A 23,712-nucleotide genomic window follows, 5' to 3' on the forward strand; every position below is an offset into this window, starting at 1 on the left:
CCAGGTGCACACACAACCCGAAAGAAATGGTTTAAAATTATGTCTTATTAACTATCAATAACTATACTGATATAATTTATATAAGAAGATAAACAGATTCAAATTGACGGATTGCAAAATCGATAAAGTGGGTGACGACATGAATATTGACGTATTAAAGCATGTTCCCTTTGAGGGACTTGCATCTATTGAAGAATGGGGCAATAGCAAGGGCCATACCTTTCGCGTGCATAAACTTTATGAACCCCCCTCAATACCGCAGATCGATGATCTTGAATTTCTGATCATACTCGGCGGACCAATGAGTGCAAATGATCAGGATAAACAATGGATTGAAGGAGAGCGCAGATTAATCCGTAAGACTATTTCCGAGAATAAACCTGTATTTGGCGTCTGTTTAGGCGCTCAACAGATTGCTAAAGCATTAGGAGCCTCTGTTATTCAGGGCGATAAAGAAGTAGGCTGGCATCCGATACGTTCTGTTTCGTCAAGGTTACCGTTTGTACCTGAGGAACTGACTGTTTTTCACTGGCACGGGGAGCAATTTGAACTTCCCGATCAAGCTGAACGATTAGTTAGCAGCGCGGCATGTCAAAATCAGGGATTTATCTACAGTGAAAAAGTGATTGGTTTGCAATTTCATCTGGAAATGACCACTAAAAGTGTTCAGGGATTACTGACCCATGACGGAGATTATATTGATCACTCACAATTTGTGCAAAGCGCTGAAGAAATAACCGACTTTGGTATTCCTGAACAAAACAAAACGGTTTTAGTTAAACTCCTAGACTACTTAGTTAAGAATAAGTCAATTTAAAAAGAGCTACTCCTCGTTGAAGTAACTCCCCAAAAAGCCGATAGGAAAAAGCGTTAAAAACATCAGCTGAAAACGAATGATAGAAATCCTGCAGCCATTCAGGATTTTTTATTTTGCGATCAATTCATTTAGCGATACCATTTCAAGTAATCCTTGCGCCGCTTCACTCCCCTTGTTTCCACTCTTCGTACCTGCGCGTTCAATTGCCTGTTCAATCGTTTCCGTGGTCAGTACGCCAAACATGACGGGTATATCTGAATTTAATTCGATTTGCGCTACGCCTTTGGCCACTTCATTACTTACGAGTTCATAATGTGTGGTTGCACCACGAATGACAGCACCTAAAGTGATGACCCCATCATATTTTTGAGTGGCTACTACTTTTTTGGTGATAAACGGCAGTTCAAAGGCACCCGGTACCCAGTAAACATCGATGTTCTTCTCATCAACGCCGTGTCTTATCAAATTATCCTTAGCACCTGCAAGTAATTTTGATGTGATCAATTCATTAAAACGAGCAATGGTGATGGCAACCTTGACATGTTCTCCTTGATATTTTCCTTCATAAACCGTCATTATTTAATCCCCTTTTCTAATGATAACATGTGATGAAATTTATCTTGCTTCGTCTTTAAATAATGCTTATTTTCTTGATAAACCGTTGTTTCGAGTGGTACACGTTCGACAACTTCAATATGATGTTGCTGCAGCTCTGCTATCTTTTCCGGGTTATTGGTGAGTAACTTAATTTTTGAAACCCCTTCATTTTTTAATAGCCATGCCGCTTGCTCATAGTGTCGTTCATCAGGTAAGAATCCTAAAGCAACGTTCGCTTCATAGGTATCCATACCTTCTTCTTGAAGTTTGTATGCTTTTAGCTTATTTCGTAGGCCAATTCCCCTGCCTTCTTGACGTAAATATAAAACGGCGCCTGTTTTCGCTTCAGCAATTTGTTTCATTGCTTGATCTAATTGTTCGCCGCAGTCACAGCGATGCGAACCAAATACATCTCCAGTCAAACATTCTGAATGAACGCGAATCAAAGGGGGTTCCTTGCTCTTCTTTAAGTCCCCCATTGACAGGACCAGCTGTTCTTTTCCTTCATAGTCTAGGTAGAGCGATAATTTAAATTTACCGTATTTAGTAGGTAATTTGACTGTGACATCGGCAGACTTATTTTGATGCGTTAAATAGTCACTTAACTCGGCAATAGTTATAAAATCGAGTTGCCATTTCCGAGCCAGCTCTTTTAAGTCGGCCGTTCTAGCCATTTTTCCATCTTCTTTTAGAATTTCACAAATATAAGCGGACTCTTCATGAGCCAGTCTTGCTAAATCAACCGCTGCTTCCGTGTGGCCTCTTCTTTTCAAAACGCCCGCATTTTCAGCAACAAGTGGAAAAATATGTCCCGGCCGTAAAAAGTCGCTTGGCTCACTAGTCGGATCAGCGAGCGCCTTTATCGTTTTCGCTCGGTCAAATGCTGAAATGCCTGTAGTCGTATCTTTATGATCAACACTAATTGTAAAAGCTGTTCCAAAGGCATCGGAATTTTCAGCAGTCATCGCATGCAGTGCTAACCGCTGTGCAATCCGCTTTGTTACGGGCGCGCAGAGTAATCCTCGAGCGTTTTTGGTCATAAAATTAACTGCTTCGGGGGTCACTTTACGCGATAACCCGATTAAATCGCCTTCAGCTTCTCTAGTGTCATCATCAGCAACAATGATTAACTTACCTGCTTTTAACGCTTCAACCGCATGTATGATCTTTTCTTCACGCATGATACCCTTCCTCGTTTAAATGAATTGTCGTTCTCAATAGTGACTTCACATATTTACCGACCATATCGGTCTCCAAATTGACGTAATCGCCTTTTACTAAGCGGTCAAAATTCGTATTTTCTAAAGAATGAGGGATCAAAGATATGGTAAAGGTTCCCGGTTTTACATCATCAACCGTCAAACTCGTACCATTGATCGCAATTGAACCTTGTGGAATAATTTCACCTTGTAGTTCTGGTGGGTAATAAAAGGTTAATTTAAGTGAGTTTTCGTACTTCATTTTTTGAATTAATCGAGTGGTTCGATCAACATGCCCAGAGACGATGTGCCCTTCAAATCGATCATCTGGAGACATGGCTCGCTCTAAATTAACGAAAGTGCCTTCTTTCATTCGCGAAAAAGTGGTTTTCTGAAAAGTTGCCGGCATAACATCAACTGAAAAGCTGTCCTTCGCAACAGTCGTTGCCGTCAAGCAAACACCGTTAATTGCCATGCTGTCGCCAATTTTGAAACCGTTTAATCGCTCCGTATCTTCTACAGATACCGTCAACTTGATGTGATGTTGCTGCTTATTCATTCGTTTTATTTTCCCGACCGTTTGAATTAACCCTGTAAACACTTACTTCACCTTCTCACTGACAATTCGTAAATCCTCACCAATACGTTCGATACTTTTGAAGGTCAAATTAGTTTCACGATCGATCATTCCGTTGCCAGAAAACGCTGATAAACCGATACCGCCAATTAATTTAGGCGCGAGATAAGTAATCACTTCTTCATAACAATGCGCTTGCAGAAATTCATGATGAATCTGCGCGCCGCCTTCAACATAGATGGATTGCACCCCTTGCTGGCCAATATCATCCACAATCTTTGGTATTGAGAAATCATCCGTTTGGATAATTCTCACATTATCAGGTACCTCTTCTTGTAATGCACGTTGCGTAAAAATCCAAATCGGCTCCGGATGTTCAAATACTTTAAATGCTTCAAAATGCAATGTCTTCCCGCTTCTGTCTAAGATTATTCGAATGGGTGGATAATCATTGTTTTCACTAGGTAATAAGATGGGATTGTCTGCTAAAATCGTACCACTTCCAACTAGTATCGCTTGATAGTCACGTCGTTCTTCATGCACAAATTGATTCGCCCGTTTACCGGTAATCGCCGTTCGTTCACCTGGTTTAGCTGCTATTTTTCCATCTAAACTAAGGGCTTGTTTCAACACAATATACGGTTTCTTATGCCGATAAAAATAGTTATAGTGCTTATTTAGTGATTCAGCTTCATCAGTGAGACAATTGATTTTCACGTCAATCTGATGGGCTTTTAAAATCGCTGCGCCTTTATGAGCAACAATCGGATTAGGATCGCGTTGGCCAATGACCACGCGCTTAATCCCGCTGTCGATGATCGCTTGTACACATGGGGGTTGTTTTCCGTAATGTGCACAGGGTTCCAAAGTGACATATAAAGTTGAATCGCGCAGTTCTTCGGGGTGAGCGCAATGATCAATGGCCATTCTTTCGGCATGTTTATCACCAAATTTCGCATGATAGCCGGTTGCAATAATGCGATTATTTTTCACAATAACGGCACCTACTCGTGGATTTCTATACGTGTTTCGACCACCTTTTTTAGCCAGCTCAATTGCTTTTTTCATGAACCGTTCATCCAATTGCACGTCCCCCTTTCTTTTAAAGATGCAAAAAGCCCCGTAGTCATCTACGGGGCAACACAAACTAAACTTAGTTTTATTATTATCTAACTAGACCATAGCAAAAAAGATACAATCCTAGTTAGAATTGCAATAATACTAAATTCTTCTCCCATCCAGACTTTAACTGTCGGCTCTAGACTCTCACTAGATCCACCGCAAAATTGCGGGTCACGGACTTTAAGCTTACTTGCTTATTACCGTCGGTCGGGAATTACACCCTGCCCCGAAGAATATATTCAACTTTACTAAGTAATACTAAATCATTACATTTGATCTGTCTACTCTTTAGCTTTTTCAAATGTGCATTACGGATGGCGGATGCTCGTGCATGATCTTGAGTTTCAATGGCTTCGGCAATAGATATTCCGGTAACTATTTTATCCGAAAAAAACCTCCTAAAGTGAATTTTGTTCATTCACCTTAGGAGGTCAATTTCTTCACTTGTTCCACGCAATAAATCCGAAACAGATTTGTTCAACCCCTGTAGAATCGGGCTTATGCTCCAGATCTACTTAATGCTAATAAACATATTCATTAAAACTGATCAATCAGCAATTGTCTTAGTTCATCCAATCCCGGCTGACGCGGATTGGCCGGTGTGCACTGGTCGTTATAAATCAAGTCAACCAATTTATCAAGTGCATCGTCAAATTGTTGCTGCGTCACACCATTGGCCGACAGTTTAGGCACAACATCCAGAGCTTTCATTAAAGTCGCTATCTTATCGCAAAATGCTTCAACCAGCTCTGCATCGCTCGTTCCTTGCATGCCCAATGAACGTGCAATGTCGGCATAGTCTTTTTGACCACGATATACTTCGTAACGAGGGAACGGCGTCCGTTTTACTCTGCCGGAGACACCATTGAAACGAATGACATGCTGCATTGCGATTGAAATGGCCAAACCATGCGGTAATCCAAATTCCCCACCGGTTTTATGTGCAATCGAGTGATTGATGCCAAGGAAGGCATTGGCAAACGCCATACCACCCAAAGTAGCAGCATAATGCATTTTTTCGCGTGCCTGCTCGCCCGAGAGCGTCGGGTTTTTAGGATCATACTTATACGATTCTTCCAGGTTCTCAAAGACAAGTTTAATTGCCTGCAATGACCACGGACGTGTAAATTCAGATGCCATAACTGAAACATAAGCTTCCAAAGCGTGAGACAGTGTATCCAGTCCGGACAAAGCAACGGTTCTTTTCGGAACGGTCATGACAAATTCCGGATCGACAATGGCAATTTGCGGTGTCAGTTCATAATCGGTCAATGGGTATTTAACATGTGTGTTATCGTCTGTGATTACCGCATACGGCGTTACCTCAGACCCTGTTCCGGATGTTGTCGGGATGGCAACCAACTGGGTCTGCGTTTGATGATGGAATTTAACGATTCGTTTACGGATATCAATGAATTTCTGCTGCAGACGCGTGAACAGCTCACTGACTTTTTCATAGCTGTCTAAGAATCCGGGTTCTTGTTCCAGTGAGTACTCATAGATGAAGCGGGCAATTTTAGACGCATCCAGCGCAGATCCACCGCCGATCGCAATGACTGTATCCGGTTGGAACTCGCTCATTTGTTTCGCGATTTCGATCGTCTGCCCCAGTGTTGGATCAGGTCGAACGGTTCCATAGATCGACGTTTTTACCACATTATCTCGAATTTCCAACTGTTCATAAACCTTGTCAACGAAACCAAATTTAACCATTCCCGGATCCGCAACAATAAATGCCCGTGAAACTTTTTCAATGTCCTGGAGATAAGAAATAGCATTTTTTTCATAATATATTTTTTCCGGTAAGCGAACCCATTGCGGACGATTACGACGTTTTGCGACGGTTTTGATATTCAATAAGTCTTCAGTTGATAAGTTATGTGACAATGAATTTTTCCCCCATGATCCTGTTCCTAAAGTCAAGCTTGCACGCAGTGCATCTGTGTAAATATCGCCAATTCCTCCGATTGAATCCGGTTGATTTACTAGAATTCGAGCGGCCTTAGTCTTTTCGCCGTACTCATTGATAAACGGATCTGCCTGTGAGCCGATTTGAATCGCTGCATTGTGTCCTGCTCCTTGGTAATCCAAAAGAGCTGCAATAATTTTAACACCTTGATCACGATCCTTAGCTTTATAAACAGACAGCAGCGGAGAAAGCTTCTCAGAGGAGAGTTTTTCGCCAATGTTCTTCGGGTCAAGCTCAAACAACATAACATCCTTGCCCTCCGGAAGAATGACACCTGCCTGTTCCGCAATCCATCGAGCAGGTCTGCCGGCAACCGGTCCGTTTACACCATGGTTGTCATTGAAAACGAAATCAGCTATTTTTTGATAATCTTTCTGAGGAACAAGGTATGCGCCTTTTTCCAGCATTCTGTTCATCCATTGATCATAGATTGGTGCTTCAACAACCACTGAGTTTTCAGTAGCGCAGATCATTCCGTTGTCAAATCGTTTCGACAGCAGCAAATCTTCGACTGCCCGGTCAAGATGCGCTGTGTGGTCAACAAATATTGCCCCGTTACCGGCACCGACACCCATGGACGGATTACCTGATTGCAACGCCGCATTAACCATCCCCGGGCCTCCGGTTGCTAATATAGAAGCGATTTTGGTATTGCGAATTAGAGCTGTTGTATTGTTAAGCGACGGTTTTTCAATCCATTGAATAACATCTTTAGGTGCGCCGGCGGCTACGGCTGCATCATATACGATTTTGGCTGCATGAGCAGAACATTTTTGTGCCTGCGGATGAAAGGCAAAAACGATCGCATTGCGTGTTTTCAATGCCAGTAATGATTTGAACATTGTCGTTGAGGTAGGATTAGTCGTTGGCACAATCCCTGCCAATACCCCCAATGGAGCCGCAATTTGAACTTCTCCGGCAACTTTATTCTCATGAATCACACCGACTGTTTTGTCATTCTTGATTGTATTGTAAACATTTTCAGTTGCAAAACGATTTTTCGTGTCCTTATCTTCAACAACGCCGCGTCCGGTTTCATCAACTGCCTCATGTGCAAGCAACAAAGCTGCTTCTGATCCTGCCAGAGCTGCTGCAGCAACAATCTTATCAACCTGTGCCTGTGTGAACTTGGCATATGCTTTTTCTGCTTCCAAGGCTTTATCGACCAATCCGGATGTATATTTTTTCGCTTCTTCCATCAAAGCCTTTTTTTCATCTTCAGACAAAACTTTTGTCACTTTAGGTTTTACTAATTTTTCCATTTTAAAAACTCCCTTTTTTTATTTTTATTTTAAAAAACTCGCCGATTGGCAAGCCTTGGCGCAGACAGAGGCTTAGTTGTACACTCGTTTCCTTGAATCTTTAATTTTTTTATACATTCTTACCAGTGTAAAATTACCCCTACATAGTAGCCTTATTACTAATTAAATCAGTGCTGTTTTGTGACTTTTTTCACATAAAGTATACTAACCTGCAACCAAATTTATCACCCTGATTTTTCCCTCAGATGCATTGGGGCTAATCTGAACGTGTCGTAGGCGATCATTAACTCTTCGTTAGTGGGAATGACTAACGCTTTAATTGGTGAATCCGCTTTGCTTATCACTAATTCCTGTCCGTTCATCTGATTCGCTTTTTCCTCGCAAAATACACCCATAAATTCAAGACCATGTAGGACCTCCCGACGAATCATCGAACTATGCTCACCGATTCCCCCCGTAAAAATAATTGCATCCACTCCTGACATTTTTACTGTATAAGACCCGATGTATTTTTGAATGCGTTCAACAAAAATTCGAATGGCTAGTTTTGCCCGATGGTTGCCTTGCTCGGCCTCTTTTTCTATGTCACGCAGATCGCTCGAAACACCCGAAATGCCGAGCATGCCACTTTTTTTATTCAGTATAGTCACGACTTCGGACGCATTCATATCGGTTTTATCCATGATATAGGGGATCAGGGCCGGATCGATATCTCCAGACCGAGTCCCCATTGTTATACCGGCCAATGGCGTAAAACCCATTGATGTATCGACGGATTTACCGCCTTTTATCGCTGTGATGCTTGCACCATTACCCAAATGGCAGGAGATCAGTTTTAAAGTCTCAATCGGCCGTTTTAATAATTTGGCCGCACGGGCAGCCACATATTTATGACTCGTTCCATGAAACCCGTATTTACGCACGGCAAAATCCTGGTAATAGTTATAGGGCAAACTATATAAATAGGTTTCTTCACTCATTGACTGGTGAAAAGCCGTATCAAACACGACAACTTCCGGTACACCAGGTAGAACCTTGCAGAACACTTTGATTCCAATGAGGTTAGCAGAGTTATGCAGCGGTGCGAGATCCGAGAGATTTTCAATTTCTCTAATAACGTCGTCCGTCACCAATGCAGAATCGGAAAAAAATTCACCACCATGAACGACACGATGACCAACCCCCTTGATCATATCCAACGACTGAATGATTTTGTAGGAAATCAGTCGCCTCAATAGCAAACGAACAGCCGTTTCGTGATTAGGAATCAAATTGATTTCCTGAACTTTTTTCCCCTTTACGTTGATGGTAAAGATCGAACGGGACAAACCAATGCGTTCAATAGAACCCTTCGTCACTAATTTCTCTGAAGGCATATCCAAAAGTTGAAATTTGAGTGACGAACTGCCCGCATTGATCGCCAAAATCAAAGACATCTCATTCACCTCCTGTACTACTAAACTTATGATCTAAGAAATGATCCATGCAACCAATGAAAATACAAATGAACCGCGCGTCAGTATCTGTCGCTTTGGCCTAGTGATTTTATGGAAATAATTGTTCATGATCCCATCCATCGTTTGAAATGATTAAGTCATCGTACCTGCTCCTTTCTGGCATTTCATTTTTTAAAGCAGTATTATTTGTGAATATTTTCACATAAATCCCATTAAAAATGCTCTATGCAAAGACTACAAAAGCCAAAAAAACTTTTGCTTATTATGGTTGCTGAACACTTCCCTTATTTGCAACTGTTTTTACAACCCTGTTGTAACCGTTAACAATTTACAAATTGAATATAGCACATAATGCACTGTGTGTAAACGTTTTCGCCAAAGAATATTTTAACTTATAAATTTTTAAGTGAAATTTTTTTGTGTGTCTAAAAAAGTGAGTACAGACTAGCAGTTTCGTTGTTTTTACTCTTTTTCTTGAACGTTTTTGACCCAGCATATGTATTTTCACCCTATGTAAGCCCTGACACCAACTCCTTTTTATCATTTTAGTCGTTTGCAAGTGATTCGCGTTTACTTAATAATGAAAGAAATGACAAAAGGAGTGATATGTATCGGCCTCACTTTCAGTCACTGTGACGCGCATTGGTCTTACGGGCTCTTTCATCAATTCAGGGAAATGCTTGCTTCTGAGATCGGCATGAATTTAAATCAAATGGAGGGTTTCGGCGGAACGACCCCATTCGCTGATTTCAATGATCCGATTATTCCGTTGCTTAATCATTCGGACTGCGACGGTATCTTATCTGTGGAAGAATGTCAACGCATAGCCCCGCGATTAAATGAGTTAACTGCTCATTGGCCGGAAGTAAACTTTAAACAGGAAATTCGTTCACTCATCGGCGGCATGGAACGCGCTGTTCAAGAGAACCAGCCGCTGTACTTTTTCTGATTACATTCTGACGAAATTGAGTTCAATTATTTTTTAGATTCAAGCCTCTCCTCCACATCCAATCCCTTCCCCAAAGGAGCATGATCGAGTGACTGATCACGACCGCCTTTTCAAAGAATTGCTGCATAACTTTTTTGACGAATTTCTCGAAGCTTTTTTCCCAGAAGTCTTCCATGCTCTCGATCTGTCGCATAAGAAGTTCTTATCTGAAGAATTATTTCCGGATCTCATTGACGGTGATAAGAAACGTGCCGACGTGATTGCTGAAACACGGTTTAAAAAGAACCGAACAAACTGTGTGCTCATTATTCATGTCGAAGCCCAAAATACGCATCAAGAGCACTTCCCGCAACGCATGTTCACCTATTTTTCAATGATTTATCTAAAATTCAGAAAACCTGTTTTACCGATTGCCATTTTCAGCTATGATGGAGTTAGAGATGAACCCAATGAATTCGTCATCAAGACACCATTCCTTGATGCCATGACGTTTCGTTTTTTCAAGATGGAATTAAAAAGGATGAACTGGCGCACATTTATGCACAGCAACAATCCTGTCAGTGCCGCTTTGATGAGTAAAATGAATTATAAAAACAAAGAACGTGTCGCTGTTCGACTCTCCTTTCTCAGACAGATGGCCCGTTTGCAACTTGATGAAGCACGCAGCAGTATGATTAACGGATTTTTCGAAACTTATTTAAATTTGACTGATAATGAGGTGGATCAACTCATGAAGGAAGTCCATGCATTGCCTAAAGATGAACGAGAACAAGTAATCAAATGGCCAAATTCATTCTATGATCGCGGGGTGAAGAAAGGGAAAGCGGAAGGTGTGGCTCAAGGTAAGGCATTGGGTAAGGCTGAAGGGATTGCTCAAGGGATTGCTGAGGCTCAAAAAGAGATGGCGCTGCGCATGCTTCAAAAACAAATGGATCCACGCACGATCTCCGAGTTGACCGGATTAACAATAGAAGAAATCATCAAGCTGAAAAATGGTAACGAACTATAAAATGGGCGTGCTTTACAACTTGGTGAAGCACGCAACAGCATGATCAACGGATTTTTCGAAACTTATTTAAATTTGACTGATAATGAGGTGGATCAACTCATGAAGAAAGTTCATGCATTGCCTAAAGATGAGCAAGAACAAGTAATCAAATGGCCGAATTCATTCTATGATCGTGGGGTTAGGAAAGGAAAAGCTGAAGGTGTGGCTCAAGGTAAGGCATTGGGTAAGGCTGAAGGGATAACTCAAGGGATTGCTCAAGGGATTGCTGAGGCTCAAAAAGAGATGGCGCTGCGGATGTTTCAAAAGCAAATGGAATCACGAACCATCTCCGAATTAACTGGATTATCAATAGAAGAAATCATCAAGCTCAAGGAGTAAGCGCCAAATAAGGAAAGCTGAAACCTTTGTATGTTTTTCTTTAAAGAAAATGGATTTCAAATTTTTGAGCATAAGTTTTCCAAGTCCGGGAGTAATTATTGCTACTTTTGTCATTCTATTGCCACATTTCAAACAGTTTCCTTCACCATTTTTAAATTTTCACCTCTCAAAGTTACATGATTAATTGATGTAATTCATTAAGGCATATGCAACTCCATTATTATCGTTCGTTTCAGTAATAAGGTTGGCCACATGTTGAATTTCTTTCGGAGCATTTTTAACAGCAACACCAATACCTGCATATTCAATCATGGCCAAATCGTTATAATTATCACCAATGGTCATTATTTCTTCTTTAGTGAAGTGATAATATTTTGCAATTTTTTTTACTGCTGTAAGTTTGTTAGCCATTACGTGAGTAATCTCCAGATAATTGAGGGACGACCGATAAATAGCTGTATTGGAAAATAGATGCTTCCTGAGTTCATTCTCTAATTGATTCAATGTCGATTCGTCACCCATAATCATAATCTTATGGAAAGTGTGGTCGCTTTTCAGGATTAAATTATTAAAATCGGCCAATACCGGTTTACAACCTGTCAGTTGAATTTCTGCTTGAACACCTTCATCGTAACGTTGCGCATACCAAGTGTTTTCTGAGTAAACAGTTAGACTAACGTCTGGGAATCTTTCTTGAATTTCTAAATAAATAGATTGCATTTCCTTTCTTTCCAGTGGAACACTGTCCAGTATCTGTAAGTCACCTGATGAATTATATTTGTAGATTATCCCTCCATTGTAACTAACTAGAGGGGTTTTTAGGTCTAACTGACGTACTGCTTCGATCATTTCTTTTGGCGCGCGCGCTGAAGCCAGGATAAAGGGAATCCCCCTTTGAGAAATCTGACGTACACTTTGAATCGTTTTTTCTGATAGTTTGCCATACGTATTCAAAAGTGTTCCATCCATATCTGAAAAAATAATTTTAACCTGATTCATTATGAGACCTCCTGAGCTAACTTTCGATTATCCTAAACAATTTCTATTCTTGTATCATTGCTAAAAAAAGCTCTTTGTTCAGTAGATAAATTTTTATCGGTAATAAACACATCAATATCTTTCATTTCACTGCCACGATAAAAGGAATGGTTATCAAATTTGTGATTTTCAGCAACAAGTATTACTTTTCTAGAATGCTTGACCACACGTTGAACAATTTCAGCATCTTCTTCATTAACAAAATAAATTCCTCTTTCATCAATTCCGGAAGCGGCAACAAAAGCCACATCAAACACTAAATCATTAATCTTTTCCATAACGTCTAAACCGTAGAAAAATCGATTCTTATGATGTAATCTGCCACCGAATAGATTTACTGAGACTTCGGGTTGCTCCGCTAAAGCAAAACTGTTATCCAAAGAGTGAGTAAAAACGGTCACTTTTTTATTAAGATTCTGACATAGTTTCAGCAAAATTGTAGATACGTCAATAAAATAAACACCGTCGTTCTTAATGTAATTTAGTGCAGCCATTGCTATTCGAATTTTCTGCTTTGTAAATTTCTGAAGTCGATCTTCATAATTAGGAACATTGGTCCCATAATTGATAGCCAGAATACCACCGTGAGTCCGTCTTGCCTCACCTCGTTCTGTCAATAATATGATATCCCGTCTCGCTGTATCTTGAGATATATTGAACCGTTCCATGATTTCTTTAGTCGTAATTTCTTGCTGATTCGTCACTAACTGTTTGATGAGGGCGATCCTTTTTTCTTGATGCACCGTTTATTCCTCCCTTGCTCAATCTAATTATAAATAAAAATAAATGATTTTCAAGTATTTTATATGTATATTGATTTATTTATAAGCATTTATCGTTTTTATTGGTGATTAACTGTTTGTCTGGAATAAAGTTTAATTGAAAGTAAGCTGTGGGGATGTTAATACACCTGTATCCTTCGAAGACTCTCACCCATAAAAGTTGACACAAAAATTCCTGCCTAAACGAACAGGTTGGCAGGGATTTGGCAGAGAATTATATCATTTTTACCAGTTTTTATCCATTTTACATCGCAACAAATTCTGTTAAATCAATGTTTCAACACCAAATGAGGTATCTACTTTATTCCCACTCGTTTGTTATCAACGGCGTTAAAGAGCAGAATGTTGATTTATTGGGACCCTGGTTGTTACATAAAAATTAAGTAACTGCTGATTGCATACAATGTACTCAAAAGAGACCCAATGAGATAGTACTCTGCAAACGCTTTGTCTTCGATTATTTTATTATACCTTGCAACCGATTTAGCCGTCAGTACGAGGCCAATTGCAGAATATTGACCTGCATTGATTAACAACAGAATAATAATACGTTCAAGGCTTCCAATAAGTGCTCCTGCCTTATTAGAATCTGAGTCTTGTCCGATAGGCGCCGGACGGTATCTTTCAACTAATTTTTTTATGGTAACATTTGCGGGCTGCATGACCAGTAATAAAAGGCCCATCCACGCGAGTCCTTTAAATGGATTCAATGCAACTTTTGTAAAGAATACCTGTAGGGGAAACAGCAGTTTCATTTGAGCTCCCATAAAAACCAGCAGCGAACTTGCGACTGTGATATACCCAAGAATAATTAATTGATCTCTGATAAACTGTTTAGGATTTGTTTCTTGTTTCATAAAGAATGTGACATTAGATAACAGAAAATACAGAACCGGCAAGATAAGTGCTGATATGAGGAGAGGTGTGGACCAAAATGGAATGAGACATAACAGAGAAACAAGCAAATAAATAAAGCCTTGCCGCATGATTGATGCATAGCCAACTGTTTTATTTCCATGTGGCCTGTCCCATTGAAAATAAAAATAGCCCAGAGTATGGATAAGCAAAAAGAAGCTAAAGAACGCTCTAAACATCTTCTTCCCCCTTTATTTTTGATAAAATTCCTGTAATGTTCACTACAACTTTTTGATAAGTGAAAAAATTAGCGCTTGCTAGGGCCCTTTGAACGTTCGATTGGTTAATACCGAGATATTTCGCCGTGTCAACTTGTGTCCTGCCATGCTTCAAATAAGCATAAATAATTTCTCGCTGCCTGACTGTCCATTTTGATTTCAATACTGCATTTAGTGAAAAAATGGTATTCATTAATACTGAAATATCGTCATAACCTTCAATGTCTATTTTCATTGTAAGCTTGGATTCCATCTTCTTTTTTTCCATTGCTTTCAACTCATCAATCATTTTCCTTGCCCTGTAATAAGCCGGTCCGTCCGCGCCCAAAGGTATGTCGCGATCAATCGTTGTCGTTATTTGACCGACTCCAATACCGAAGCGAACTTTTGACGGATACAATTCACGTTCAATTCTTTCAATAATTTCAAATGCATGATTTCCAATTTGGAGCAGTCCCTGAAATTCATCACCCAGCGTGATCATAAATTTAGATGCCAAATCTTCATCATAAATTGTATTAATTTCATTCAGTGTTGTTTTCATTTTTTGCTGCACGTTTTGTCGATCATCAATTTCCTTTGAGTTTACGAGATCACCAATAACAGCAATGTAAGGTTTAAAATCAAAAAAGAACATAGCATCCTCCTTGTAACAAATTCTACATCATCCATACTTAGCCATCAACAATCATGCGCATAATGTCGCATAATTATAAAATATGCGTTAATAAAAGCATAAAACATTGAGATAACCAGGTTTATTAGGGGATTTCTATAGATGAAAGCGCTGAGCTAAATAAACCAAAAGATGAAACCACTACAATCACAAGACTTCATCGAACTTTTGTTTCAAATATACTGGGGCATACCACGATTGGACCCAATCGATGATGATGGTAACAAGATGGAGAAATTGCCTACAAATAACTAGATTATATCCCCTTTTCCAGCAGGGATTTTATATTGTAATAAAGCCCTGAAAACTTTTGGCTTAAGTAAAAAAAGATAATTTATAAAAAATCCATTTATATGGATAATTCACATTTTATATATTGATAAAATAGTATTATCAATTAATTCCAAAAGTTTTAATTATACCGAGTTGGTGAAAACAATGCAGACAAGGGATACGGTTCAGAAAATTTTAAAAGACGCCATTATGTTTTACGTCTACGCTGAGTTAAACAAAGTTCTTATCCCACAAAAACAAAATTATTCGTCTGAAATACTGAAAAAGAAAGAAATATCTGAGGACCTTGGATTTAAACCAAGTTGGTTCAGTGAGGCTTCCAGTAACTACAAAGACATTACGACAACTTCATTGATCAAACTTCTGGAAAACATATCACATCATGGGTTCAAATTACCTAATGAAATTAATGTGGTAAATGTTGATGTTCTAAGGATCGCAAAAATATTAAGGGAATACCTTACCGATAATGAAGGTCACTCTCTAATATCATTACTTGATTATCTAGATAAAAATGAGCGGACGACATTAGAACTTCCTATACACATTCAGTTGGAAAAATGTAGTGTTTGGTTAAAAAAACATCCTGATGACATTAATAGGCAATTAATTACTTCTGAAAATGAATTAAGAAAAAAAGTGCTGTCACGACTTATTTCAATAAAAAAGGAGAAAGGTGAAAGATCATAATGACCAAAAGAAAAGTATGGTTCGTAACTCGCCCTCAACGTGACCCCCAATTTCATGTTAACGCTCTTCGTGCCTTGGACAAAGTCACAAACCACTTTTCAAGCGAAATGCCCTGGTTAGGAAATCGTGAATTACAAAAAAGGTATGAACAAGAATTGGCTAATTCGGGTTTAAAAAGAGATCATGTTTCGAACGATGGCTCAGGTGCTCGCACTTGGGTGGCGATGTTGAGAACCTATGATTATGTATACTTGAATGAAGACGGTTGTCTAGTTCTTAACAAAGTTGGTCAAAAGATTATCGATAATAAATTTGTTTGGAAAAATACACGAAAGCAGATTCTTACACTCCAGATTCCCAATCCCTATTTTTTAAGTTCAGGATTCCGTCCTAAATTTGAAAATGGATTTAGAATTCGTCCAGTTCGTTTTATAATCAAATTAGCTGCTCAACAAGCACTTAGTTACTATGTAACGAAAGAAGAAATAACTTTATTTTGTCTAAAAGCTAAGAAAGATTCCGATCTTGGAGAAGTGATAAACGAAATTTCAGATTATCGACGACTACAATCGGATAGACAAAGTGAAATTATCGCTGAAATAAGCAGTGCCTATGAATACCGAAACCGAGCAGATTCAAGTGCCCGAAACTATATTGAAAACAATTCAGATGTTGCTCATACGTTTATGATACTGGCAGAATACACTGGATTAGTTACGTATTTTCGAGGCGATGCATTGCGGGTATCTCCCGAGTCATTAAATCAAACAAAGGAAATAATTGAATACTTTGATTCACGTTATCCCTTCAATACTCGATACTTAATCTCAGATGAAGCATTTTCTCGTAATGCAGGTTTAGATATAGATAGTTACAAAGCCAGCAGTATGGGAAACATTGCAGTCGCGTCTAATAAAAGAAAAAAGCAAAAAGTTATCAATAATGCAATTAGGAAATATCCAGATATCAGTCATTTCAGTATAAACGAAATTGAACAAATATTAATTGACGATGCTCACTTCTCACCTACTCAGGCAAAACAATATGCCGAAGAAATAAAACAATATGATTTCAAAGCGGTTAATAACGAATTCATTGAGGCTTATCTGAATAATCGTGACGACAGGCAGTTTGAAGAACAAACGGAACTTATATTACAGTGCTTAGGATTTAAAACTGACTTTCATCCTGATCCTGTTTCAACACTTAATGAATCAAATGAAAACATAGATGTATTGCTCCATGTAAATAACAACTATCTATGTTTAGTAGATTCTAAAAACTACAAAGAGAAATTTGGTTTAACCGCTGCATTACGAAGCCATATGGCTACAAGTTATATTCCTGGTTACAATGGCTTTCAGGATAAAAAGGTAAAATATTTCTGTTATGTAACTGCTAAAGATATTTCAGGGGTTAAAAATCTTCAAAAGGTGAGTGAAATCGTAAAGAATAATTATGGATACAATGTACATGGAATGATGATTTCTGCTAACGCTTTGTTGAATTACCTAGACTACTGTATTGCTAATAAAATTCCAAGCGAAGATCGGCAAAAGAATTTTTTAAAACTCTTTACTAATGAAGCATACACAAACTTTAATAAAGTGTTAGAAAAAATGTTTTTATAATGTTTTTTCATAAGCTTGAACTCTAAAATGACACAGAGTCCAAGCTTTTTTTTAATGACAAAGTGCAAAACAAATGATATTATCGTATATATCAGTTAACGCTTACTTATATGCTAAAACGTTTGTTCTTATATTGGAGGATTACATATGATATTTAGAAACGGAGAGCTTTTTTCCGGACCAGGAGGACTTGCTTTAGGTGCTGTTAATGCCGGCTTTGTAGATTCCAAAGGAGAAGCGTGGGGATTTGCACATGCTTGGGCAAATGACTATGATCAGGATACAGTGCAAACATACAAAAACAATATTCTTCATAATCCTGATGCTGAAACAGTATTTTGTATGCCTGTAGAACGCTTTCCCATTGGAGAGCGGAACATACTTGGAGAGATTGATGCCCTTACATTTGGCTTTCCTTGTAATGACTTTTCTAATGTAGGAGAACAAAGAGGCCTTGATGGAAGATTTGGTCCTCTATACACTTACGGCGTTCGTGTCTTAAGAGAATATCAGCCACGAGTATTTATTGCTGAAAATGTAGGTGGACTATCCAGTGCCAATGAAGGTGAAGCCTTTATTCAGATACTCACTGAATTTGAAAATCAAGGATATACATTAGTTCCAAATCTATATAAATTTGAAGAGTATGGGATACCACAAGCGCGACATCGAATTATGATTGTAGGCATCCGCAATGATCTTGATTCTGAGGGGATAAAATTTCATGTTCCAGCTCCCACTGCTCCAAACAGCGAGCACTATCGAACTTGTTATGATGCACTAATGACTCCCCCCATTCCAGATAATGCACCAAATCACGAGAAAGCACATCACACCAACAAAGTTAAAGAAATGCTGTCTTTCATACCAGAAGGAGAAAACGCATGGTATATAGGCATACCAGAGGAACTTAGATTGAATGTAAAAGGTGCAAGATTATCTAGTATTTATAAACGGCTAGATAGAACAAAGCCTAGTTATACCGTAACAGGATCTGGTGGTGGAGGCACTTCAATGTATCATTGGTCAGAGAATCGTGCCCTAACCAACAGAGAACGTGCCAGGTTGCAAACATTTCCTGATGATTTTGTATTTGTTGGCAACAAAGAGTCTGTTAGAAAACAAGTTGGGATGGCTGTTCCACCAAAAGGTGCAGAGATCGTCCTAAATGCTGTCTTAAAAACCTTTGCACATATTGATTATGACTATGTTGATCCCACACCGAAATTACAACTTAAAAATTTGCGCCGTGGGACAGGAAAAAATGTACAGTTGGCTACACCATTATAAAACTTTCTCTACATCCTGAGTGTTTCTCAGGTATTTTTTTTATCGAATTCATAAACGGCTTCTAATATTTTGTCTACACATTTCTCCAAGTTTTTTAAAACCTGATGTTTTTCCCAAAAGTGGAGAACAGTCCACCCATTTTGAGTTAAGGTAACATCAATTTTTTTATCTCTAGCTATATTTTTTTCTATTTTAGCTATCCAATATTCTCTATTTTTGTGTATTCGTTTTTGTTTTTGATTTTCCCAATCATATCCATGCCAAAACTCTCCATCAACGAATATGACTATTTTTTTAGTTGTTATTACAATATCAGGCTTTCCAATAAGTTGTTTATAATTTCTTCTATATCTGATTCCATGGTGCCACAATGCTTTTGCTAATTCTGTTTCAGCTTTTCCGCCTGTTGAACGGATCTTCTTCATCATTTGTGAGCGATATGGAGTGGTAATCAGTTTTTTTGTCATCACATCAAGTCCTAATTATTAATCAACGATATTGTTGTCCACTGTAAAATTTAAGACTTTTTATAGCAGAATCATTTTGATAAAACGCTGAATCAAATTCATTTTTTCAAACAATTGATTTGTGTTTAAAGTTATACACTGCTTCTATAAGTTATCTCTTGTATGTAGGCATTAAATTGCCCACGCCTAGTCAAAAGTAATCTGTACCTTTTCAAGTTGACAAGAGAAATAATGAAAGTTCATTTTTACTCTTAAACCTCCTAATTCCAGTATTCTTCCAGCGTCAGGCAGTTTTAGACATAACTTAAACAATTCAAGAATAGCAGGAAACACCTAAGGTACGGGACGAATTACTGATTTCTTTTCAACCTAGAAATTTTGACCTTCCAGCTTTTATTTAATAGGAAAAAATCCATATCTACCGCTAATAATATCCCTCGTAAATTCTAAATAATTAATTTTTTCCTTTACAATCTCACTAGGCTCTTTATTATCAAGTAATATAATTTGCATATCATTATTAAGTGACGATAGATCACTAAAAAATGCTGATTGAATATCTTCACTTACTTCTTCATTCAGTGACCTTTTACCTTTATAAGTTGTTAATGGAGAGTCTATCACAACAAAACCTGGGTGGGGCAATCCATTAGATTTACAAAATTGCATTAATGCTATAGCGAATCCACTATAGATAATCGCCCTATATCCTTTACCATAATCGTGTGTAGATTTTGAATCAACATAGAATTCACCTTTCTCATAAAGTACCTTTGGGCTTTCAGAAAATTTCCATCTTTTTAATATACTAGAGAAGTATTCACAAAAATCCATAATTGAGTTTAACTCTATTATATCTTTTTCAGCATTTATATTAATTTTTACTTGAGATTTATTTTTTAATTGACTAATAATTATCTTTTTTTCACTTTTTAACTCATCTATTTTTTTCTCGATGGTATGATATTCAATATACTTCTCTCTATGATTTACGTATGTATTAAGTAATTCTTTTAAATCCAGTTGTTTTGGTTGCAATATTGAAACTAACTCTTCCTTTACAAGCTTATATTTTTCTTGTTGATTTGCGATTTCCTTTAACAATATTCTATAATCATTTTCTTCTTGCTCAATAGTTGATTCTAAATCTGATAATTTTCCTTTAATTTTTCTTATTTCAACTTCAACAGAAGAAATTAATTCATTTGAAGGTTTATTAAATCCACAATTATGTTCGGTGCACGATTTTTTATCGATTTTTTGATGACAAAATGGACATTTAGAAAAATTTAATTGAGAGAAATAATAATCACCTTCTATTACAAAATTCAACCTTTTTAAATCTGAATGATAATAATCTTTAAGTAATTTAAACCTCTTGATTAGTTCTGAATCTGATATAATTTGTGATTTATTCTCTTCTATTTTATTCCACAAATTTCTTCTATCCATTGTTTTTTGTTCAATTTCTTTATTTATAGTTTCAAGCTCTACTTGTATTTCACTCAATAAAACACTCAAATTATTTTCCGGTAATGTTTCTATCAAATTTATTTTTTCAAATTTTATTTCTTCTTTAGCAATAAGCCTCTCTACCAGTTCCTTCTGACCTTCTAGTTTATTCTTTGAAAGAGTGCTATCATTTTGACCAATATCATTATTATTACTATTAGCTATGCCAGATACTAAAAATGTAAATATTGATTTTTCAACTGTTGAAGTTGAATATTGTCCAGATAATATCGGTGAATTTTCCTTTATAATTTTCGTTTCACCAATATTAATATATAATGGAAAGTCTCTAAAACTAAGTGTCCTTATTTTACCTTTTTGGTTTGTTTTCACATAAATCGGGTGACTATATCCTGATTTTTCGAGAAGAAATGCAGATAAATTATCAGTCTTTTCTTTGTCATGTTTTATATTTAAATTTATAGCCTCACTTTCATCAATCAATGAAAGTTTTATAGGAAAAACATCTACAGTTTGAGTTTTAAAATCTCTTTTAAGCAAATACGTTTTACCACTATATAACTCGATTTCCATTAATACGGCTGAGTAATCTTTTGCCTCGTCTATTTTTTTGGGTTCTTTAGATGCACCTAACATATAATTAATACAATTAAAAATATATGATTTACCTGTATCCGATGGTCCAGATATAATATTTAATCCTTTTTTAAACTGTACAGTAGCATTTTTAACATTTTTTCCAATCACACTAACTTTTTTTATAAAAAAGCCATAATTATTCACTAAGCCACCCTCTTACTAGAGATTCTTTAGTAAATTCAGTTCCCCATTTTGACAAATTATTATTAACATATAGATTTAATTCATCGTCAGAATAATTCTTAAAATTACCAATTACAATTTTTGAAATTCTACTTAATTCTAATGCATAAGTTGAATCGAAATATTTCAAAAATTCTTTTGTTAGTTGATTAGATTTAAAATAGATACCATTCAGTGTATAGTGAATATCTAAAAGTTCTCGTGAGTACATTAAATAGATACCCTCTTGTATTACTTTTCTTTTAAGAATCAATTCTCCAAAACGCTGGGGTATTGAAGGACGTAAACTTTTTGAAGTTTTGTCAAAATCACTACTATGATTTATAAAATAATCATAAATAACCAGTCTGTTCAAATCAATTGTTTCCTCTGTTAATTCATTTAAAATAATTAATACTCTTAACCCAATTTCTAAAGGTGTGTTATACACATTTATATTTCTTCTAGAATATAATTTATTCTTCATCTTTTATCACCCATAATATTTCGTCATTATCTATTAAATTTTCTTCGTTTGCTAAATGATGACACAGTCCTCGCTTGTCCTTAACATTCACAAATTCCGCTAATGGATTATCTAAAGTAAATGATAGAGTCGAAGCTTTATCTGTTGTTGCCTTAACACGTTCAAACCCATCAGTAAAATTAGAGTAAACCGTGTCGACTATACCATGGTAAACTTCATCTTTCAGTTTTTCAAAAGCATTTATTCCTTCTGGCAATGAATCCTTTTCAAATACTTTTAAAGATTCTGCCTGATAAAAATGTGTTCTTTGTCTTTGAAAATGTTTGAATAGTAGTGTATGCTTACTTACTTCATTTATATTCGTTATCTCTTTATGTTCATGCTGAGAATAAGCATCAAACAGTTTCTTTACATAAAGTTGCTCAACATCTTTTATTTCTTCAGGAGTTTTATCTGGTCGCCTGGGTTTCTTCGTTAATCCTCCACCAAACCTAAATGGAAAATAGATAGTTTGCTGGTATTGCTGAATTAGCTCACCTGGATTTATTGAATCAAATATTGAAAAATCAAATTCTTGAACATACTTTTTAAATGCTCCTTCTAAAGGGATTTCAATTTTTGATATTTTTTTAAGACAATGTATATTCCAACTTTTAATAAGTCCTTCCTTTATTTTTTCCGGTTTCGATATTAGATCATGGAGCCTAGTTCCAACCCCCTGAGGAGAAACAAAATAATATTTTTGCGGAATACTGTAGATTTTTTTATATGTATAATAACAAACTTTCCCCAATTCAACCCACATTTTGGAAGGAGTAAGTGGAGAATTGTAGTGTTTACATTGATAATTATCCCATATTTCTTGACCATCTTTTGAATACTTTTTATATGCCACTACATCTCTTCCTTTATCTCCTGAACCAGCTAATCTAACGACTTTTTCAATCCTCTCTATTTTTTCATATTTATTCATAAGATATCCATAAATCCATTCTTCAATCAATTCCTCAAATCCATCTTCTGAAATTATTTTTAACCTATCTATCGGAGGGATAGGAGTACCCATTAGTAATTGTCTATTAGAAATATTTCTATTATATTTTGGCTCTACTATTTCTTTTAATTCTTCTAACTTAGTCATTGTTAAACACCTTCAAGAACGTTTTTACATATAATTATAGCATGTATTGGTAATATTCAGCATTTTTATTGAGTAAATATACCTGAACATTCAAATCGATAGTGAACTTCGCGCGGTAAGTTCCAAAAATTAATAAAAAAAAATGCGTGGTGTACCTGTATGTATTGAATAGTGATCTTGTTAAGGAAATGGCAAAATGATTCAAGCTTTCTCACAGCAAAACATTTTTCCTCAGAATCCAAATTGAATTACATTTCCAGAACTTGATAGCGCAGAGCTCTGTAATTCTTCTTTGAGTTCATATGTCATGAATTTAGTGAAAGTCAAAAAACATTATACTGATGGCTTTCCTAATTTCACAATACGTTTGTTGAACGTTTTTGTCAGATCGGTCTATACAATTTGAATGATTTCTCATAGCTCAACCTTTACCGATACATAAAAAAACGATTCAGTGTATTAACCATCTGAAT

21 protein-coding genes and 1 riboswitch are annotated in these 23,712 nt (G+C 37.0%); of the genes, 7 read left to right on the forward strand and 14 right to left on the reverse strand.

Going from position 1 to position 23,712, the window contains the following annotated elements:
• Positions 1-139 precede the first annotated feature (139 nt).
• Positions 140-817, forward strand: a complete 678-nt coding sequence (locus ABWW58_RS10200) for a type 1 glutamine amidotransferase (protein WP_353869034.1) — start codon at positions 140-142, stop codon at positions 815-817.
• 108 nt (positions 818-925) lie between these two features.
• Here the strand turns inward: ABWW58_RS10200 and ribH are convergent, their stop codons facing one another.
• The 6 genes from ribH to ABWW58_RS10230 all read right to left on the reverse strand — a co-directional run bounded on the left by ribH (position 926) and on the right by ABWW58_RS10230 (position 8,979).
• Complete coding sequence (gene ribH, locus ABWW58_RS10205) at positions 926-1,393, reverse strand: 6,7-dimethyl-8-ribityllumazine synthase (RefSeq protein WP_353869035.1); 468 nt, start codon at positions 1,391-1,393, stop codon at positions 926-928.
• Positions 1,393-2,595, reverse strand: coding sequence for a GTP cyclohydrolase II (gene ribA, locus ABWW58_RS10210; RefSeq protein ID WP_353869036.1), 1,203 nt, complete (start codon positions 2,593-2,595; stop codon positions 1,393-1,395). The genes ribH and ribA overlap by 1 nt, the downstream gene beginning before the upstream one ends.
• A complete protein-coding gene (locus ABWW58_RS10215; protein WP_353869037.1) occupies positions 2,588-3,214 on the reverse strand; it encodes a riboflavin synthase in 627 nt (208 codons plus the stop codon). The genes ribA and ABWW58_RS10215 overlap by 8 nt, the downstream gene beginning before the upstream one ends.
• The gene (gene ribD, locus ABWW58_RS10220) at positions 3,215-4,273 is read right to left on the reverse strand and encodes a bifunctional diaminohydroxyphosphoribosylaminopyrimidine deaminase/5-amino-6-(5-phosphoribosylamino)uracil reductase RibD (RefSeq protein ID WP_353869038.1); all 1,059 of its coding nucleotides are present in this window, start codon (positions 4,271-4,273) and stop codon (positions 3,215-3,217) included.
• A 139-nt stretch (positions 4,274-4,412) separates the two neighbouring features.
• A riboswitch (FMN riboswitch) is annotated at positions 4,413-4,550 on the reverse strand.
• A 299-nt stretch (positions 4,551-4,849) separates the two neighbouring features.
• Positions 4,850-7,543, reverse strand: a complete 2,694-nt coding sequence (adhE, locus tag ABWW58_RS10225) for a bifunctional acetaldehyde-CoA/alcohol dehydrogenase (RefSeq protein ID WP_353869039.1) — start codon at positions 7,541-7,543, stop codon at positions 4,850-4,852.
• Between the two features lie 224 nt (positions 7,544-7,767).
• Positions 7,768-8,979, reverse strand: a complete 1,212-nt coding sequence (locus tag ABWW58_RS10230; protein ID WP_353869040.1) for an acetate/propionate family kinase — start codon at positions 8,977-8,979, stop codon at positions 7,768-7,770.
• Between the two features lie 610 nt (positions 8,980-9,589).
• Here ABWW58_RS10230 and ABWW58_RS10235 point away from each other — a divergent pair.
• The 3 genes from ABWW58_RS10235 to ABWW58_RS10245 all read left to right on the forward strand — a co-directional run bounded on the left by ABWW58_RS10235 (position 9,590) and on the right by ABWW58_RS10245 (position 11,336).
• The gene (locus tag ABWW58_RS10235) at positions 9,590-9,949 is read left to right on the forward strand and encodes a hypothetical protein (protein ID WP_353869041.1); all 360 of its coding nucleotides are present in this window, start codon (positions 9,590-9,592) and stop codon (positions 9,947-9,949) included.
• 88 nt (positions 9,950-10,037) lie between these two features.
• Complete coding sequence (locus tag ABWW58_RS10240) at positions 10,038-10,958, forward strand: RpnC/YadD family protein (RefSeq protein ID WP_353869042.1); 921 nt, start codon at positions 10,038-10,040, stop codon at positions 10,956-10,958.
• 39 nt (positions 10,959-10,997) lie between these two features.
• The gene (locus ABWW58_RS10245) at positions 10,998-11,336 is read left to right on the forward strand and encodes an RpnC/YadD family protein (RefSeq protein WP_353869043.1); all 339 of its coding nucleotides are present in this window, start codon (positions 10,998-11,000) and stop codon (positions 11,334-11,336) included.
• A gap of 180 nt (positions 11,337-11,516) precedes the next feature.
• Here the strand turns inward: ABWW58_RS10245 and ABWW58_RS10250 are convergent, their stop codons facing one another.
• From ABWW58_RS10250 to ABWW58_RS10265, 4 genes are all read right to left on the reverse strand, one after another.
• Entirely contained in the window at positions 11,517-12,335 is an 819-nt protein-coding gene (locus tag ABWW58_RS10250; RefSeq protein WP_353869044.1) for an HAD family hydrolase, read from the reverse strand.
• A 32-nt stretch (positions 12,336-12,367) separates the two neighbouring features.
• The gene (locus ABWW58_RS10255) at positions 12,368-13,117 is read right to left on the reverse strand and encodes a DeoR/GlpR family DNA-binding transcription regulator (protein WP_353869045.1); all 750 of its coding nucleotides are present in this window, start codon (positions 13,115-13,117) and stop codon (positions 12,368-12,370) included.
• Between the two features lie 407 nt (positions 13,118-13,524).
• Positions 13,525-14,250: a hypothetical protein gene (locus ABWW58_RS10260; protein WP_353869046.1), complete on the reverse strand. Its 726-nt coding sequence runs from the start codon at positions 14,248-14,250 to the stop codon at positions 13,525-13,527.
• Positions 14,243-14,926 (reverse strand): SatD family protein, encoded by a 684-nt coding sequence (locus ABWW58_RS10265; protein ID WP_353869047.1) that lies wholly within the window; start codon positions 14,924-14,926, stop codon positions 14,243-14,245. Before ABWW58_RS10265 ends, ABWW58_RS10260 begins: the two co-directional genes overlap by 8 nt.
• A 477-nt stretch (positions 14,927-15,403) precedes the next feature.
• Here ABWW58_RS10265 and ABWW58_RS10270 point away from each other — a divergent pair, with 477 nt between their 5' ends.
• The 3 genes from ABWW58_RS10270 (at position 15,404) to ABWW58_RS10280 (ending at position 18,870) form a co-directional block, all read left to right on the forward strand.
• Positions 15,404-15,949, forward strand: a complete 546-nt coding sequence (locus tag ABWW58_RS10270; RefSeq protein WP_353869048.1) for a hypothetical protein — start codon at positions 15,404-15,406, stop codon at positions 15,947-15,949.
• Complete coding sequence (locus ABWW58_RS10275) at positions 15,949-17,580, forward strand: AlwI family type II restriction endonuclease (protein ID WP_353869049.1); 1,632 nt, start codon at positions 15,949-15,951, stop codon at positions 17,578-17,580. Before ABWW58_RS10270 ends, ABWW58_RS10275 begins: the two co-directional genes overlap by 1 nt.
• A 147-nt stretch (positions 17,581-17,727) precedes the next feature.
• Positions 17,728-18,870: a DNA cytosine methyltransferase gene (locus ABWW58_RS10280; protein WP_353869050.1), complete on the forward strand. Its 1,143-nt coding sequence runs from the start codon at positions 17,728-17,730 to the stop codon at positions 18,868-18,870.
• Positions 18,871-18,896: 26 nt separating this feature from the next.
• Here ABWW58_RS10280 and ABWW58_RS10285 read toward each other — a convergent pair whose 3' ends face one another.
• The 4 genes from ABWW58_RS10285 to ABWW58_RS10300 form a co-directional block, all read right to left on the reverse strand.
• Positions 18,897-19,337 (reverse strand): very short patch repair endonuclease, encoded by a 441-nt coding sequence (locus ABWW58_RS10285; RefSeq protein ID WP_353869051.1) that lies wholly within the window; start codon positions 19,335-19,337, stop codon positions 18,897-18,899.
• A gap of 393 nt (positions 19,338-19,730) precedes the next feature.
• The gene (locus ABWW58_RS10290; RefSeq protein ID WP_353869052.1) at positions 19,731-21,593 is read right to left on the reverse strand and encodes an AAA family ATPase; all 1,863 of its coding nucleotides are present in this window, start codon (positions 21,591-21,593) and stop codon (positions 19,731-19,733) included.
• Entirely contained in the window at positions 21,586-22,098 is a 513-nt protein-coding gene (locus tag ABWW58_RS10295; protein ID WP_353869053.1) for an ABC-three component system middle component 2, read from the reverse strand. Before ABWW58_RS10295 ends, ABWW58_RS10290 begins: the two co-directional genes overlap by 8 nt.
• Entirely contained in the window at positions 22,088-23,239 is a 1,152-nt protein-coding gene (locus ABWW58_RS10300) for an ABC-three component system protein (protein ID WP_353869054.1), read from the reverse strand. The genes ABWW58_RS10295 and ABWW58_RS10300 overlap by 11 nt, the downstream gene beginning before the upstream one ends.
• Between the last annotated feature and the right edge of the window lie 473 nt (positions 23,240-23,712).

It is taken from the genome of Sporolactobacillus caesalpiniae (assembly GCF_040513385.1).
GTDB lineage: Bacteria > Bacillota > Bacilli > Bacillales > Sporolactobacillaceae > Sporolactobacillus.

Excerpts from the sequence above, each read along its gene's own strand:
- ABWW58_RS10200 (WP_353869034.1), top strand. The coding sequence starts at position 140 with ATGAATATTGACGTATTAAAGCATGTTCCCTTTGAGGGACTTGCATCT.
- ribH (WP_353869035.1), bottom strand. The coding sequence starts at position 1,393 with ATGACGGTTTATGAAGGAAAATATCAAGGAGAACATGTCAAGGTTGCC.
- ribA (WP_353869036.1), bottom strand. The coding sequence starts at position 2,595 with ATGCGTGAAGAAAAGATCATACATGCGGTTGAAGCGTTAAAAGCAGGT.
- adhE (WP_353869039.1), bottom strand. The coding sequence starts at position 7,543 with ATGGAAAAATTAGTAAAACCTAAAGTGACAAAAGTTTTGTCTGAAGAT.
- ABWW58_RS10230 (WP_353869040.1), bottom strand. The coding sequence starts at position 8,979 with ATGTCTTTGATTTTGGCGATCAATGCGGGCAGTTCGTCACTCAAATTT.
- ABWW58_RS10235 (WP_353869041.1), top strand. The coding sequence starts at position 9,590 with ATGACAAAAGGAGTGATATGTATCGGCCTCACTTTCAGTCACTGTGAC.
- ABWW58_RS10245 (WP_353869043.1), top strand. The coding sequence starts at position 10,998 with ATGATCAACGGATTTTTCGAAACTTATTTAAATTTGACTGATAATGAG.
- ABWW58_RS10250 (WP_353869044.1), bottom strand. The coding sequence starts at position 12,335 with ATGAATCAGGTTAAAATTATTTTTTCAGATATGGATGGAACACTTTTG.
- ABWW58_RS10260 (WP_353869046.1), bottom strand. The coding sequence starts at position 14,250 with ATGTTTAGAGCGTTCTTTAGCTTCTTTTTGCTTATCCATACTCTGGGC.
- ABWW58_RS10265 (WP_353869047.1), bottom strand. The coding sequence starts at position 14,926 with ATGTTCTTTTTTGATTTTAAACCTTACATTGCTGTTATTGGTGATCTC.
- ABWW58_RS10270 (WP_353869048.1), top strand. The coding sequence starts at position 15,404 with ATGCAGACAAGGGATACGGTTCAGAAAATTTTAAAAGACGCCATTATG.
- ABWW58_RS10275 (WP_353869049.1), top strand. The coding sequence starts at position 15,949 with ATGACCAAAAGAAAAGTATGGTTCGTAACTCGCCCTCAACGTGACCCC.
- ABWW58_RS10280 (WP_353869050.1), top strand. The coding sequence starts at position 17,728 with ATGATATTTAGAAACGGAGAGCTTTTTTCCGGACCAGGAGGACTTGCT.
- ABWW58_RS10285 (WP_353869051.1), bottom strand. The coding sequence starts at position 19,337 with ATGACAAAAAAACTGATTACCACTCCATATCGCTCACAAATGATGAAG.
- ABWW58_RS10295 (WP_353869053.1), bottom strand. The coding sequence starts at position 22,098 with ATGAAGAATAAATTATATTCTAGAAGAAATATAAATGTGTATAACACA.
- ABWW58_RS10300 (WP_353869054.1), bottom strand. The coding sequence starts at position 23,239 with ATGACTAAGTTAGAAGAATTAAAAGAAATAGTAGAGCCAAAATATAAT.